This is a genomic window from Amycolatopsis acidicola, assembly GCF_007713735.2.
Lineage (GTDB): Bacteria > Actinomycetota > Actinomycetes > Mycobacteriales > Pseudonocardiaceae > Amycolatopsis_E > Amycolatopsis_E acidicola.
The window spans coordinates 19,930-34,707 of sequence record NZ_VMNW02000088.1 but is presented as its reverse complement, the minus strand read 5'-3'; the positions used below and the strand labels follow the sequence as shown (position 1 = coordinate 34,707).

Annotated in this window: 10 protein-coding genes; 6 read left to right on the top strand and 4 right to left on the bottom strand. The window is 68.5% G+C overall.

Translation table 11 applies throughout. The features are described 5' to 3' along the window. Positions 1–70: 70 nt before the first annotated feature. The gene (locus FPZ12_RS37050; protein WP_150980676.1) at positions 71–832 is read right to left on the bottom strand and encodes a class I SAM-dependent methyltransferase; all 762 of its coding nucleotides are present in this window, start codon (positions 830–832) and stop codon (positions 71–73) included. A 164-nt stretch (positions 833–996) separates the two neighbouring features. Here FPZ12_RS37050 and lysS point away from each other — a divergent pair, with 164 nt between their 5' ends. Both lysS and FPZ12_RS37040 read left to right on the top strand, forming a co-directional pair. Then, positions 997–2,508, top strand: a complete 1,512-nt coding sequence (gene lysS / locus FPZ12_RS37045; protein ID WP_144753083.1) for a lysine--tRNA ligase — start codon at positions 997–999, stop codon at positions 2,506–2,508. Between the two features lie 127 nt (positions 2,509–2,635). Next, positions 2,636–2,980 (top strand): histone-like nucleoid-structuring protein Lsr2, encoded by a 345-nt coding sequence (locus FPZ12_RS37040; RefSeq protein ID WP_144753080.1) that lies wholly within the window; start codon positions 2,636–2,638, stop codon positions 2,978–2,980. 82 nt (positions 2,981–3,062) lie between these two features. Here the strand turns inward: FPZ12_RS37040 and FPZ12_RS37035 are convergent, their stop codons facing one another. Further along, positions 3,063–3,845, bottom strand: a complete 783-nt coding sequence (locus FPZ12_RS37035) for an AraC family transcriptional regulator (RefSeq protein ID WP_166463031.1) — start codon at positions 3,843–3,845, stop codon at positions 3,063–3,065. A gap of 64 nt (positions 3,846–3,909) precedes the next feature. Here FPZ12_RS37035 and FPZ12_RS37030 point away from each other — a divergent pair, with 64 nt between their 5' ends. After that, the gene (locus FPZ12_RS37030) at positions 3,910–4,491 is read left to right on the top strand and encodes a TIGR03086 family metal-binding protein (RefSeq protein WP_144753077.1); all 582 of its coding nucleotides are present in this window, start codon (positions 3,910–3,912) and stop codon (positions 4,489–4,491) included. On the opposite strand, the gene FPZ12_RS37025 is transcribed toward FPZ12_RS37030, so the two are convergent. Continuing rightward, complete coding sequence (locus FPZ12_RS37025; RefSeq protein ID WP_243770229.1) at positions 4,484–5,242, bottom strand: (2Fe-2S)-binding protein; 759 nt, start codon at positions 5,240–5,242, stop codon at positions 4,484–4,486. The two genes, FPZ12_RS37030 and FPZ12_RS37025, sit on opposite strands and share 8 nt — an antisense overlap. 357 nt (positions 5,243–5,599) lie before the next feature. Between FPZ12_RS37025 and FPZ12_RS37020 the strand changes: the two genes are divergently transcribed. Both FPZ12_RS37020 and FPZ12_RS37015 read left to right on the top strand, forming a co-directional pair. Continuing rightward, positions 5,600–8,146: an ATP-dependent Clp protease ATP-binding subunit gene (locus tag FPZ12_RS37020; protein ID WP_144753071.1), complete on the top strand. Its 2,547-nt coding sequence runs from the start codon at positions 5,600–5,602 to the stop codon at positions 8,144–8,146. Between the two features lie 151 nt (positions 8,147–8,297). After that, a complete protein-coding gene (locus tag FPZ12_RS37015) occupies positions 8,298–10,106 on the top strand; it encodes an Hsp70 family protein (RefSeq protein ID WP_144753068.1) in 1,809 nt (602 codons plus the stop codon). Here FPZ12_RS37015 and FPZ12_RS37010 read toward each other — a convergent pair. Beyond that, positions 10,090–11,493 (bottom strand): M1 family metallopeptidase, encoded by a 1,404-nt coding sequence (locus FPZ12_RS37010; protein WP_144753065.1) that lies wholly within the window; start codon positions 11,491–11,493, stop codon positions 10,090–10,092. The genes FPZ12_RS37015 and FPZ12_RS37010 overlap by 17 nt on opposite strands. A gap of 144 nt (positions 11,494–11,637) precedes the next feature. Here FPZ12_RS37010 and FPZ12_RS37005 point away from each other — a divergent pair, with 144 nt between their 5' ends. Next, a complete protein-coding gene (locus FPZ12_RS37005) occupies positions 11,638–14,772 on the top strand; it encodes an AfsR/SARP family transcriptional regulator (protein ID WP_144753062.1) in 3,135 nt (1,044 codons plus the stop codon). The last annotated feature ends 6 nt before the right edge of the window (positions 14,773–14,778 follow it).

Here is a 14,778-nt window from a genome sequence, read left to right as displayed (position 1 = left end):
GGGCAAACATGGCGACGGGAGGGGCCAACTCGGCGACGGGAGGGGCCAACATGGCAGTTCGGCTGGTGCGCTAAGCCTTCCTCGCCGCGCGAAGCACGGTGGTGACGATCGGGAGGTCGAACTCGCCGTGTGCGGTTTCCGGTGTGCGGGCGAGGAATTCGCGCAGTTCGGCCAGTTTCGCCTCGCGTTCGGCCGCCGAGATGACGAGGAAGTGCGAATGTGTGGCGACGGTGTCCACCAGCGACTCCGCGGTGCGGCGCTGCGCGTGCGGGAAGCGGGTGCGCTCGAATTCCTCGAACCCGTCGTGGTGCAGCAGTTCCGAACCCGGCACGGTCCACCGGCGGCTCACCCCGGTGCGCGCGCGTTCGCCGAATTCGGCCACCCACGGCACCTCGATGTCGTCGTGGTTCCACAACGCCGCGACCGTGCCGCCCGGCCGGGTCACCCTCGCGATCTCGGTCAGCGCGGCCTCGACGTCGAACCAGTGGAACGCCTGGCCGACGACCACCGCGTCGACGGAGGTGTCCGGCACCGGGATCGACTCGGCCTTCCCGTCCAGCGCCGGCACGTCCGGCAGCCTGCGGACGAGCTCCGCGCGCATTTCCGGATCGGGTTCCACGGCCGTCACCCGCAGCCCGAGCGCCAGCAGACCCTCGGAAAGTTTTCCCGTTCCGGCGGCCAGATCGAGGACATGTTCCGCTTTTTCGGGTAATCCCCAGCGCAATGCGGGAAGCGGGTAATCGGGCCGGTGCTCGGCGTAGGCACTCGCGCTCGCGCCGAAGGATCGCGCGCGCCGCGAACGCAGTTCCTGCTCAGCGGTCTGTTCAGTCACGAGCCCAATCGTATTCGCCGACAAGTACAGCGCCGTTGAACCAACCCGACCGGCAGTCACGGCACGCGCAACGCCGTCGGCCGCAAGCAATGCGGGCCGGCCTACTTTGGTCGGATTGGTAATCCGGTTGTACCAGCGCCCGGCGGGGTTCGTACCCTGTGCGCATGACCGATTCCCCCGCTTCCGAGCGCCCCTTGCCCGATGACGACCTGCCGGAACAGATGCGGGTTCGCCGGGCCAAGCGCGACCGGATAATCGCGGAGGGTGCCGAGCCTTATCCGGTCGAGGTGCCGCGAACCCATACCCTCGCCGAGATCCGGGCGAAGTTTTCCGGCCTGCCCGTCGACACGCAGACCGGTGAGATCGCCGGCGTGACCGGCCGGGTGCTGTTCCTGCGCAACACCGGCAAACTCTGTTTCGCCACTCTGCGCGAAGGCGACGGTACCGAGTTGCAGGCGATGATCAGCCTCGCCGGTGTCGGCGCGGAGTCGCTCGCGGCCTGGAAATCGGATGTCGACCTCGGTGACCACGTTTTCGTGCACGGCGAGGTCATCACCTCCAAGCGCGGTGAGCTTTCGGTTATGGCCGACGCGTGGCAGATCACGTCGAAAGCGCTGCGCCCGCTGCCGGTCGCGCACAAGGAACTCGCCGAGGAAACGCGGATCCGGCAGCGATATGTCGACTTGATCCTGCGTCCGAAGGCCCGCGACGTCGTCTGGACGAGGGCCTCCGTGGTGCGTTCGCTGCGCAATTCCTTCGAGCGCCGCGGCTTCACCGAGGTGGAAACGCCGATGCTGCAGACGCTGCACGGCGGCGCGGCGGCCCGGCCGTTCGTCACGCACTCCAACGCCTTCGATATCGACCTCTATCTGCGCATCGCGCCGGAGTTGTACCTCAAGCGCTGCGTCGTCGGCGGGATCGAGAAGGTCTTCGAGATCAACCGGAACTTCCGGAACGAGGGCAGCGACTCTTCGCATTCGCCTGAATTCGCCATGTTGGAGTTCTACGAGGCCTATGCGACCTATGACACCAACGCGGTCATGACGAGGCAGCTGATCCAGGAAGCGGCGCAGTCGGTATTCGGCACCCTCGAAGTGACACTCGCCGACGGATCCGCCTACGACCTGTCCGGTGAATGGACGACGCTGACGATGTACGAGTCGTTGTCCGAGGCGCTCGGCGAAGAGGTGACACCGGAGACCACGGTGGCGCGGTTGCAGGCGTTCGCGCAGGCCCGCGAGCTGGAGGTCGATCCGAAACTGGGGCACGGCAAGCTCGTCGAAGAACTGTGGGAACACCTCGTCGGTGATCATCTGCACGCCCCCACATTCGTGCGTGATTTCCCGATCGAGACTTCGCCTTTGACCCGGCAGCACCGCAGTGTGCCCGGTGTCGCCGAGAAGTGGGATCTCTACGTCCGCGGATTCGAGCTGGCCACCGGTTACTCGGAGCTGGTCGATCCCGTGGTCGAGCGGGAAAGGCTGGTCGAGCAGTCGCGGCTGGCCGCGGCCGGAGATAGTGAAGCCATGCGGTTGGATGAGGATTTCCTGCGCGCGCTGGAGTACGGAATGCCGCCCTCCGGTGGTGTCGGAATGGGTATCGATCGGTTGCTGATGGCACTCACCGGCCTCGGTATCCGGGAGACGATCCTCTTCCCGCTGGTGCGTCCGGAATAGCTGTCGGGCCGCAAACGAGATTTGCACTACGCTGCGTTTACGGGTATTAATGTCGTAGTCAATGGCTTCTGACTGGGGTACTCACCCCACCTGAACATTCTGGCTGGCACAAAACAGGAGGAAACTGATGGCGCAGAAGGTGCTGGTCTCCCTCGTGGACGACCTCGACGGTTCGGAGGCGGACGAGACCGTCGAGTTCGGATTGGATGGGATCAACTACCAGATCGACCTCTCCAGCGACAACGCCGAAGAGTTGCGTGACGCGCTGGCTCAGTATGTGGAGCACGCCCGTCGTGCCGGTGGCCGCAAGCGGGCGGGCCGCCCTTCCGCGAAGCCCGCCGCCAGCTCGGCTTCGGTCGACCGCGAGCAGAACCAGGCTATTCGTGCCTGGGCGCGCAAGAACGGCTACCAGGTTTCCGACCGAGGGCGTATCCCGTCCGAGGTCGTCGAGGCCTACCACAAGAAGAACTGAGGCGCCTTCGCAAAGCTTGGCACGGGCCGCCGGGATTGTTCCCGGCGGCCCTTGTCATGGGTAAGTATTCTTGAACGCAGTTCTACGCGGATGGATACCGGGTCGGCGGCGCACCAATCGCGGCGGTGAAATCACGGGTGAAGTGGGCCTGATCGCTATAACCCAGGTCGGCGGCGAGCGCGGCATAATCAACTCGCTCCGTAGCGGAGAGCCTGCGCGCCGCGTCGTTGAGCCGGTAGACCCTGATGGCCCATTTGGGCCCTATTCCGACTTCGGTGCGAAACAGCCGTTGCAGACTGCGCGGTGTGGTGCCGGTCACCGTCGCGAGCCGGTCGACCCTGGTGATTTCCGGATCACCGGCAATCGATTCCACAATGGTCGCGGCCTTGCGCGCGGGCGCGGGCAACCGGGGCAGTTTCGTGAGCAGGAGCGCTTCGACGGCCTCGACCATTCCGGCCTCGTCCGAGGCGAGTACCACTTCCCTGGTGCCGGTGGCGCCGGGCCCGAAGACTTCTTCCAGTGGAACGGCCGTGTCGGCGATCGTGTGCACCGGCCTGCCGAGGAAAGCGCGGAAGCACCCAGGCCGGAAACGCACGCCAAGCCCTTGCTCGACCCCGCGCAGGGTGAACGAGAACGTGTCGTGCCCCGGCCCGTACACGCCGGTGGCCTCGCGGAAGAAGGTGGCGTGCACGGAGAGGTTCGGCAGCACGCGCTGTTCGTACGGCTCGTCCAGCGCCCAGTGCAGGATCCAGTAGTACTCGACGAACTCGCGCAGCTCCGGCGCCGGCGCGTGCCGGGTGAGCGTGAACTTCTTCGCGGCGAGCCGCTCGTCGATGATTCCCTGCGGGATCCGCCGATCCTCCACGCCGCCAACACTAACTGTCGCGTTTGTTCAAGACGGGCGATCACGAGCCTGGGCTGAATGAGGCATGACCGATTTACAGCCCCTGCTCCGCGGCGCGGCCGACGAGTTCCTTCGCGTGGCGCGCGGGATCGGGCCCGCGCAGCTTTCCGCGCCGACACCGTGCACCGAGTACGACGTGCGTGCCCTGCTGAACCACCTTCTCTACTGGGGTCCGTGGCTGGAGGCGGCGGTGCGCAAGGAGGAGACACCGTCGATGGAAGGTGGCGAGCGCGCCGCCGACCTCGTCCACGACGATTGGCAAGCCGCCCTGACCACGCGCGTGCACGGGTTGCTGGAGGCGTTCGCGTCGCCCGGGGCGTTCGACGGCACCGCGGGCGGGATGCCCGCGGAGATGGTCGCGTCGATGATCTTGATGGAATGGGTCGTGCACGGCTGGGACCTCGCGAGCGCGACCGGGCAGACACTGCACTGCGACGACGAAACGGCCGGGGTGCTCCTCGTCGCGGCGAAGGCGATGGCCGAACAAGGGCGAGCGCACGGGATCTTCAAGGACGAGGTCCCCGTGGCCCGCGACGCGCCCGCGCTGGCGCGCGTCCTGGCGGTCACCGGGCGGCCTCCTGAGTGGTGTGTGGCAAACGTCACCTAGGGCAAATTCGAGGGCATTCCGCGCACTCGGACTCGTCCGGCAACAGGTAGGAGAAGCAGCAGCTCTCACGGCGGCGGGTCCAGCCGTCGGCCGACAACCGCAGCGCCGAGGCGGACGTCAGCGGGGCGTGCCGGGCGTCGAGGACCCGCGCCGCCTCGGCCGCGCCCGCGGCCTCGTCGCCGTCCTGCCTGCCCACCCACCACAGCGCGTTGTCCAGCGCATCTGTCGCCGCGGCCCACAGCGTGCGGCGGCCGAGCCTGGTGGTCTTGGCGTAGACGGGGATGAATTTCGCCGCGTGCGCGATGTAGCGGGCGCGCAGCACCGCGGCCAGCGCGTGCTCGTCGGCGACCACGGTGGCCGCGGGCCCGCCCGCGCCGGGGTCGTCGGGCAGGCAGTAGAACTCGGCCCCGAGTACGGCTATGCCGTCCGGGTGCGGCCGGTCGTTCCCGAGTCGGAAGGCAAGTTCGCCTGGCCGGAGTAACGGAACCCTTCGTTCGTGGGACATCAGCAACGCCGCCGCGTAGGCGGGCACGGAGAGGTACCACGACATGACGTAACCGGCGGTGGTCCGATCCGGTGCCTCGCCGAAGCGCTCCCGTAGCCACTCGCCGAGCAGCTTCCGCCACACCTCGAACCGCGCGACGTCCTCGAGCAGCTCCGAACAGCGTTGCCAGCCGCCGGACCCTGGCAGGTCAGCGCGGAACTCCGTGCGTCGCTGGCGCGCCCCGGCCCTGGCGACCGACGTCGCCAGGCCGTTCGGCGCGGAGCGGTGCCGGGCGGTGTCGATGGCGGCCCCCTCTGCTCCAAACGAGTGTTAGGCGTGCCTTACCTTACAGATTTCTGGGGAACACGCCAGTCCAGGCGTTCGCGCTGAGCGGACAACGGTGGCCTGCGGAATCCGGGGCGGCGACCACACGTTGGACAGAACGTCAGTAACCAGCGAAGACGTGATCGCCGGCGCCTGCCGGCGCGCCGACTTCCGTGGCTCAATCCGCCCCAGTGGTAGTCCGGCGCAACGGGTTGGCTACTACAGTGGACCTACGGTGCTGAATCCATCCGAAGTTCGCGATGGAGACTCACCGCCGGCGCAGCAGTCGAGGGAGTGGGAATGTTCGAGAGGTTCACCGACCGCGCGAGGCGGGTGGTCGTCCTGGCCCAGGAAGAAGCCAGGATGCTCAACCACAACTACATCGGCACCGAGCACATCCTCCTGGGTTTGATCCACGAGGGTGAGGGTGTCGCCGCCAAGGCGCTCGAATCGTTGGGCATCGCGCTGGAGGGCGTCCGCCAGCAGGTCGAGGAAATCATCGGCCAGGGCCAGCAGGCTCCGAGCGGACACATCCCCTTCACCCCGCGTGCCAAGAAGGTACTCGAGCTGTCGTTGCGCGAGGCGCTCCAGCTCGGCCACAACTACATCGGCACGGAGCACATCCTGCTCGGCCTGATCCGCGAGGGCGAGGGCGTCGCCGCGCAGGTGCTCGTCAAGCTCGGCGCGGACCTCAACCGCGTGCGCCAGCAGGTGCTGCAGCTGCTCTCGGGCTACCAGGGCAAGGAGCCGGCCGAGGCCGGCGCCGGCCGCGGCGAGGGCACCCCGTCCTCCTCGCTGGTGCTCGACCAGTTCGGCCGCAACCTGACGGTCTCCGCCCGCGAGGGCAAGCTCGACCCGGTCATCGGGCGCAGCAAGGAGATCGAGCGGGTCATGCAGGTGCTTTCCCGCCGTACCAAGAACAACCCGGTGCTGATCGGCGAGCCCGGCGTCGGCAAGACGGCGGTCGTCGAGGGCCTGGCGCAGAACATCGTCAAGGGCGAGGTCCCGGAGACGCTGAAGGACAAGCAGCTCTACACCCTCGACCTCGGCTCGCTGGTCGCCGGCTCGCGCTACCGCGGTGACTTCGAAGAGCGCCTGAAGAAGGTGCTCAAGGAGATCAAGACCCGCGGCGACATCATCCTGTTCATCGACGAGCTGCACACGCTGGTCGGCGCGGGTGCCGCCGAGGGCGCGATCGACGCGGCCTCGATCCTGAAGCCGATGCTGGCCCGTGGCGAGCTGCAGACGATCGGCGCGACCACGCTCGAGGAGTACCGCAAGTACATCGAGAAGGACGCCGCGCTGGAGCGCCGCTTCCAGCCGATCCAGGTCGGCGAGCCCTCGCTCGAGCACACCATCGAGATCCTCAAGGGCCTGCGTGACCGCTACGAGGCGCACCACCGCGTGTCGATCACCGACTCCGCGCTGGTCGCCGCGGCCACACTGGCCGACCGCTACATCAACGACCGGTTCCTGCCGGACAAGGCGATCGACCTGATCGACGAGGCCGGTGCCCGGATGCGCATCCGCCGCATGACGGCGCCGCCGGACCTGCGCGAGTTCGACGAGAAGATCGCCGCGGTCCGCCGGGACAAGGAGTCCGCGATAGACGCGCAGGACTTCGAGCGGGCCGCCCGCCTGCGGGACGAGGAAAAGACCCTGCTGGGCCAGAAGTCCGAGCGGGAGAAGCAGTGGAAGGACGGTGACCTGGACGTCGTCGCGGAGGTCGACGACGAGCAGATCGCCGAGGTCCTGGCCAACTGGACCGGTATCCCGGTGTTCAAGCTCACCGAGGAGGAGACCACGCGTCTGCTCCGCATGGAGGACGAGCTGCACAAGCGGATCATCGGCCAGGAGGACGCCGTCAAGGCGGTCTCGCAGGCCATCCGCCGCACCCGTGCCGGCCTGAAGGACCCGAAGCGCCCGTCCGGCTCGTTCATCTTCGCCGGCCCGTCCGGTGTCGGTAAGACCGAGCTGTCCAAGGCGCTGGCGGCGTTCCTGTTCGGCGAGGACGACGCGCTCATCCAGATCGACATGGGCGAGTTCCACGACCGCTACACCGCCTCGCGGCTGTTCGGTGCCCCTCCCGGGTACGTCGGCTACGAGGAGGGCGGCCAGCTCACCGAGAAGGTGCGGCGCAAGCCGTTCTCGGTGGTGCTGTTCGACGAGATCGAGAAGGCGCACCAGGAGATCTACAACACCTTGCTGCAGGTGCTGGAGGACGGTCGCCTCACCGATGGTCAGGGCCGCACGGTCGACTTCAAGAACACGGTGCTGATCTTCACCTCGAACCTCGGGACCCAGGACATCTCCAAGTCCGTGAGCCTCGGCTTCTCTTCCGGTAGCGACGAGTCGAATCGCTACGACAAGATGAAGCAGAAGGTCAACGAGGAGATGAAGAAGCACTTCCGGCCCGAGTTCCTCAACCGGATCGACGACATCATCGTCTTCCACCAGCTCACGCAGCAGCAGATCATCGAGATGGTGGACCTGATGGTGACGCGGGTCGAGACCCAGCTCAAGCAGAAGGACATGGCGATCGAGCTGACCGACAAGGCGAAGGCGCTGCTGGCCAAGCGCGGCTTCGACCCGGTGCTCGGTGCCCGTCCGCTGCGCCGCACCATCCAGCGGGAGATCGAGGACCAGCTGTCCGAGAAGATCCTGTTCGGCGAGGTGCAGCCGGGCCAGATCATCATCGTCGACGTCGAGGGCTGGAGCGGGAACCCCGAGGACAAGGACGACAAGGCGCACTTCACCTTCCGCGGCGAGGCCAAGCCGCTCGAGGTGCCGGACGCCCCGCCCGTGTCGATCGGCGCTTCCAACGACGCCGAGAACGAGGCCGAGTGATTTAGTCGCTGACGGAGAACGCCCCCGGGAATCCCGGGGGCGTTTTTCGTGCGGTGGCAACGCTTTGTGGCGCCCGGCGCGAAGGCGCTGTTGCCCCGGGACCGTTTTGCGCGCTCCGTGTGGCAGTCTGGGCTGCACGTGAGGGAGGCACATGAACGTCCTGGGGATCGACTTCGGTACTTCGAGCACGGTGGCGGTGCTGTCCGCGTTCGGCAGGGGGCCGCGGGCGATCGAGATCGACGGGTCGGTGACCATGTCCTCGGCGGTGTTCGCCAACGAGGACGGCACGCTCGTCGTCGGTCAGGACGCCGAGCGGCGGGCCCGGCTGGACCCGGCGCGGTTCGAGCCGAATCCCAAGCGACGCATCGACGAAGCCACTCTCCTGCTGGGCGACAACGTCGTCCAGGTGACGGACGCGCTCGCGGCCGTGCTGCGGCGGGTCGGCGAGGAGGCCACGCGGCAGCTGTCGGGCCAGCGGCCGGACCAGGTGCGGATCTCCCACCCGGCGCGGTGGGGCAGCGCGCGCCAAGGTGTGTTGCGGCAGGCCGCGATCAAGGCCGGTTTCGGTCCTTCGGCCATTCTGGTGCCGGAACCCGTTGCGGCAGCGGCACATTACGCGTCCGTCAGCTCCGGCCCGGTGGCTCCGGGCAGCGCGCTCGCGGTGTACGACCTCGGCGCTGGCACGTTCGACTGCGCCGTCGTCGGAGTCGGCAACCGAGGCTTCACTGTGCTGGCGGACAACGGGTTGCCCGATCTGGGCAGCCTGGACATCGACCAGGCCCTGCTCGTGCACATCGGCAGGCAGGTCTCGCACGCCGATCCCGGGCAGTGGCAACGAATGCTGCGCCCGAAGACGCTCGCCGACCGGCGGATGCGCCGCGCGCTGCTGCAGGATGTCCGTGACGCCAAGGAAACGCTGTCCCGGCACGCGCACACCGAAATCCCGATGCCGGAGCCGTTCCGGGACGTGCTGGTCACCAGGGCGGAGCTGGAGGCACTGGTCCGGCCGAACCTGTTGCGCAGTGCGGAATTGCTGGCCGCGACGATCCGCGACGCCGGGCTCGCCCCGCGGCGGCTGACCGGCGTGTACCTGGTCGGCGGGCCGAGCCGGATGCCGCTCGTGGCCAAGCTGCTGGCCGATCAGCTCGGCGTCATCCCCACCACGCAGGACCAGCCGGAAACCGCGGTCGCCTTCGGACTGCACGAAAACTGGGGCAGCGCGCCGACGCCGAACGGGCTCCCGGAAGCACGCACGGTCCCCGCGATGCCACCCGCCACGCCGAGGGTCGCCTGGCAGCCCCAGCAAGCGCCGTACTCCCCGCGCCCGCCGGTGCAACTCGCCGCGCAGCCCCGAAAGCGCCGCAAGAAGCCGATGCTGATCGGTGCCGGCGCGCTGGTGCTGGTCGGGGTGCTGGCGACTGTTTTGGTGCTGGCGCTGAACAATTCCGGCCCGGACAGCGGCACGGCGGCGCCCGCGCCCACCACCGGCGCGATGCGGCAGGCCGGCAGCGGCGGCTGCGATCAGCAGCCGGATTCGGACGGGCTTACGAACTGTTGGCGGCAGCTGGCCGGAAGCGTGCCGGACAGGGCCCAGTGCCACAGCGGGCTGAGTGGGCTTGAGGTGCCGAGCATGGGCGCGACGGTGGCCTCCTGCACTTTCGATTCCGGGAAAAGCACTGCCGGGCAGGCGGTGGTCTACTACCAGGGGCTTCCGTTCGAACAGCTCGAGAACGTGGTCAAATCGCAGCTGGGCAGCGCGGATCAGCTCATCGCCGGCACCTGGTCCGGGAACGGGCTGTCCGGCAAGTTCGATGCCGGAGTGGGCAGCCTCGGCGGTTTCCTGGTGTACGGCACCGACGAGCTTTCGGCCATGTACCTCTCGATCGAACTAGGCGACAGCACCCAGACTTCGAACGATCTGGTGGATTTCTTCCAGCGGAATCTCAAGCCGGGGGTGTGAGCGAGCCCGGGTACAGATACTGCTCGACCGGTTTCGTGTTGCCGTAGAACCACGCGTCGAAGAAGCCCTGCAGATTCTGGTGCGAAACCCTTTCCACGTAACGCTGGAACTCGGGCAGGCTGGCGTTTCCGTTGCGGTGCAAGGAAGGCCAGCTCCGGAGCACGAGGTTGAACGCGTTCTCCCCGATCTGACGGCGCAGGGCGTGCAGCGCGAGCGGGCCCTTCGAGTACACCGACGTGAACTCCTTGCCAGGGCCCATGTCGTACAGTTTGCCCGCCCAGAACTGGTCGGTCGCCGCCGTCACGGCACTGCGGTAGCGGGCGTCGAGATCCTGCCCGTCCTTCGCCTCGGACCACAGCCACTGCGCGTACGACGCGAAGCATTCGTTGAGGCAGACGTCTTTCCAGTCCTGCACCGCGACCGAATCCCCGTACCACTGGTGGGCGTTCTCGTGCACGATCGTCTGGATGTTGCCCGCGCGGCCGGAGTAGATCGGCCTGCTCATCGTCTCCAGGGAGAACCCGATCGGCTCGGTCAGGAAGATCCCGCCCGCCGCGTCGATCGGATAGGGCCCGAACTTCGAAGCCAGGAAGTCCAGGATCTCGGGCAGCCGCGCTTCGGCCGCCTTCGTCGCGTCGCTCGTGCCCGGCGCGAACGCCGAGACCACCGGCGTGCCATCGGACAGCTCGCCGCGCTGGAATTCCCACTTCTCGATGCCGACCGTGGTCATGTACGGCACCACCGGCGTGTCCTCCGACCACACGTGCGTGTTCCCGTGCGTGCCCGTCTCGCGGCCGTTCGCGATCACGCCCCAGCCTTCGGGCACGGTGATCGCCAGGTGGAAGGTGGCCTTGTCCTTCGGGGTGTCGTTCACCGGATACCAGCTGGCCGCCGAATGCGGCTCGCCCGCGACGAACGCGCCGCCACTGGCCGAGTACTGCCAGCCGTTGTCACCCAGCACCGGATCGCTGATCGGGGCAGGCACGCCGTGGTAGACGACCTCCGCGGAGATCGACTCCCCGCGCCGCAGCGGGCGTTTCGGGGTGACGGTCAGCTCGTGCTCGCCGCTGCGGCTGAACTCGGCCACACTGCCGTTGACCCGCACGGCGTCCACGGTCAGCCCTTCGAGGTCCAGGTTGAACGAGCGCAGCGCCTGGGTTGCCCGGCCGGTGATCACCTGGTCGCCCGTCAGCTGGTGGCTCGCCGGGTCGTAGCCGACGGTGAGGTGGTAGTCGCGCACGTCGTAACCGCCGTTGCCGTCCTGCGGGTAGTAGCTGTCACCCGCTCCGTCCGCCCCGGCCACGGGCGGGGCGGCATCGGCGACACCGGTCCCGAACACCAGCCCGGCCACCGTCACCACCAGCAGCGCCACACGTCGCACGCGCATATGAGAACCCCCTGAGAGTCGGCTCCTGCGACCGTAACGCGGGGGCAGGGCGTTTTCCGGGCGGCGCCCGTTTTGCCGGGAAAATCCCGCCTTGAGTAGGGAGTCCGCGCACACCTCGTGCTCGTGTTCTGGGAAGCTGGGGACGTGCAGGTTTCGGTTCTCGGCCCGGTGCGGGTCCGGGCGGACGACGGCACGCCGGTGGACATCGGCGGCGCCCGCCTGCGCATGCTCTTGGCCAGGCTCGCGCTCGACGCGAACCGGCCCGTCACGGTGGAAGCGCTGGTGGACGGGCTCTGGGGCGGAGACCCGCCTGCCGACGCGGCCAACGCCCTGCAGTCGCTGGTTTCCCGTCTGCGCAAGGCACTCGGGGACGGAGGACGGCTCACGTCGGCCGGCGGCGGTTACGTGCTCGACGTCGAGAGCGTGGACGCGCACCGCTTCGAGGAGCTGGCCGCGCGCGGCAGAAGAGAGCTGGCGGCGGGGCGTCACGGGGATGCCTCGGCCGCGCTCACCGAAGCGCTGGCGTTGTGGCAGGGCGAGCCGTTGTCCGACGTTGTGGATGCCCCGTTCGCGCAGCCACCGGCCGCGCGCCTCGCCGATCTGCGCGCGGCGGCGGTCGAGGACAGGTTCGAGGCCGAGCTGGAACTCGGCAGGCACGCCGAGATCCTGGCCGATCTGGAGGCCGCGGGGGCCGCGAACCCGTTGCGGGAACGGCTTGCCGCGCTGCGGATGCGTGCCCTCTACGCCGCGGGCAGGCAGTCCGACGCGCTGGCCGTGTACGAGCAGACTCGCGCGATCTTGGCTGAGGAGCTGGGCGTCGACCCGTCGGCCGAGCTGAAGCAGATGCAGCTCGCCGTGCTGCGCGGGGAAATCACGAAACCGCGCCAGGAGCGCGACCACCTTCCCGTCCGGTTGACCAGTTTCGTCGGCAGGGACGCGGAACTGGAGGAGCTGTCCGGCGCGTTGTCGGCCGCCAGGCTGGTCACGCTGGTCGGGCCCGGCGGCGCGGGAAAAACGAGACTGGCAACGGAAATGGCGCACCGGCATCCGGCGAACGAGCACGGCCGCGTGTGGTTCGTCCCGCTCGCCAGCGTGCGTGACGCGGGGGACGTGACGGGCGCGGTGCTCGGTGCGCTCGGCTCGGTGGACATGCCCCTGCTCAACTCCGCGCCGAAAATGCAGCAGGTGGACGCGCTCGACCGCGTCGTGGATCTGTTGCGCGGCGGGGAAGCGTTGCTGGTGCTGGACAATTGCGAGCACCTGGTCGCCGCGGCCGCCGAGTTCGCGCACGAGTTGCTGGTCCGGCTGCCCACGCTGCGCATCCTCGCCACGAGCCGGGAGCCGCTCGCGATCACCGGCGAGCACCTGTGCCACGTCGGCCCGCTCGCTCTCCCCGCCGCCGAGCGGTTGTTCGTCGAGCGCGCCGCGGCCGTGCGGTCCGGGTTCACCTTGGACGAGGCCACCGCCCCGCCGGTCCGGGAGATCTGCCGCAGGCTGGACGGGATGCCGCTGGCGCTGGAACTGGCCGCGGCGCGACTGCGGTCGATGAGCGTGGACCAGATCGCGCGCCGCCTCGACGACAGGTTCCGCCTGCTCACGTCGGGCAGCCGGGCGGCGTTGCCGCGGCAGCGCACGCTGCGGGCGGTGGTCGAGTGGAGCTGGGACCTGCTGGAGAAGCCGGAGCGCGTGCTCGCCAGGAGATTGTCGCTTTTTCCCAGCGGGGCAACGGTTTCCGCCGCCGAGGCCATCTGCGCGGACGAGACGCTGCCCGAGCAGGACGTCGTGTACGTACTGGGTTCGCTGGTCGAGAAGTCCATTGTGGACACCATCGAGGGCTCGGAGCCGCGGTACCGGATGCTGGAGACGCTCCGGGCCTACGGGGAGGAGCGGCTTGACGAAGCCGGGGAGCGGTCCGAGATCGCCGGCCGGTTCGCCGCCTACTTCCTCGAGCTGGCCGAGAAATACGAGCCGACGCTGCGCCGTGCGAATCAGCTCGAGGCGGTCCTGGTGTTCCGGACCGAGCAGGACAACATGATCACCGCCCTGCGGCGCGCGATCGCGACGGACGACGCCGAGACGGCGTACCGGTTCGTGGCCTCACTGTTCTGGTACTGGGTGGTCAGCGGGAACAACGTTTCCCCAGGCGAGTTCTTCAGTGGCGTGCTCGCGTTCGCCGACCGCATTCCCGAGCACGCGTACGCGGCGTTCAACGCCATGAACACGCTGTTCGAAGCCATCCCCAGCTTCGACAAGGCTCGTGACCTGCGCGCGCTGATCGACGACTGCGTGCGCACCGGCGCGGTCGAGCGGTATCCGGGGCTGAGCCTCGGCCTGCCGATGCTGTCGTTCCTGGCCAGGGAACCCGAGCTCGCCGAGCGCGAGCTGCGGCGGGCGCAGGGCCACGCGGATCCGTGGGCGCGGGCCTGCGCGAGCTGGGTCGAGGGTTTCATGCTCGACGACAAGGGCGATCTCGACGGCAGCGAGCGGGCCCGTGAGCGCGCGCTCGACGGTTTCCGGCAGCTGGGCGATCGCTGGGGTGTGGCGATGACGCTCGCGATGCAGGCCGGCGCGTACTCCCTGCGCGGGCAGCATCAGCGCGCCATCGACGGGTTCGACCAGGGGCGCGCCATCGCGGCGGAACTGCATTCGACCGACGACCACGTGCAGCAGCTGACGAGGCTGTCGACCGAACGGATGCGGATGGGCGATCTTCCCGGCGCCTGGCGCGATCTGCGTCAGGCGGGTGCTTTGGCGGAAGCCTCGGACAGGGTGGAGCTCAAGGCGATCACGCTGTTCACGGAGCTGGAGCTGGCCCGCCGCACCGGGGATCTCCCGCACGCGCGGGCCATGCTGGCGAAGGTGACCGACCTGGTGCCGCGCGTACCTTTCCCGGCGTCGATGGCCGAGGAATGGCTCGCGATGTACACCGCGTCGGTGCTGCTGTCGGAGGGAAACCTCAGCGCGGCAAGGAAAAAGCTGCCCGTCGCGATCAAGCTCGCCGGTGAGCGGGGCGACATGCCGGATGTCGCGCAGGCCGTGCAGGTCGCCGCGCGGCTGTTCCGGCAGGAGGGCGATCCGGAGCGCGCGGCCTGGGCGCTCGGCGCCAGCCAGAGCCTGCGCGGCGCCTTCGACGACGGAGACCCCGAGCTGGCCGGGTTGATCGTGGAACTCGAGTCGGCGCTCGGCGAAGAGCGTTACCGGGCGGCGTATGACAGCGCGGCCCAGCTGTCCAAAGTGGACGCTCTGGCGAAGATGCTGGCGGAGTTCGAAACGGAGTAGCCCGCT

Bases quoted from the DNA above. Each gene is read 5' to 3' on its own strand.
- lysS (WP_144753083.1), top strand. From the start codon at position 997: ATGACCGATTCCCCCGCTTCCGAGCGCCCCTTGCCCGATGACGACCTG.
- FPZ12_RS37040 (WP_144753080.1), top strand. From the start codon at position 2,636: ATGGCGCAGAAGGTGCTGGTCTCCCTCGTGGACGACCTCGACGGTTCG.
- FPZ12_RS37030 (WP_144753077.1), top strand. From the start codon at position 3,910: ATGACCGATTTACAGCCCCTGCTCCGCGGCGCGGCCGACGAGTTCCTT.
- FPZ12_RS37020 (WP_144753071.1), top strand. From the start codon at position 5,600: ATGTTCGAGAGGTTCACCGACCGCGCGAGGCGGGTGGTCGTCCTGGCC.
- FPZ12_RS37015 (WP_144753068.1), top strand. From the start codon at position 8,298: ATGAACGTCCTGGGGATCGACTTCGGTACTTCGAGCACGGTGGCGGTG.
- FPZ12_RS37010 (WP_144753065.1), bottom strand. From the start codon at position 11,493: ATGCGCGTGCGACGTGTGGCGCTGCTGGTGGTGACGGTGGCCGGGCTG.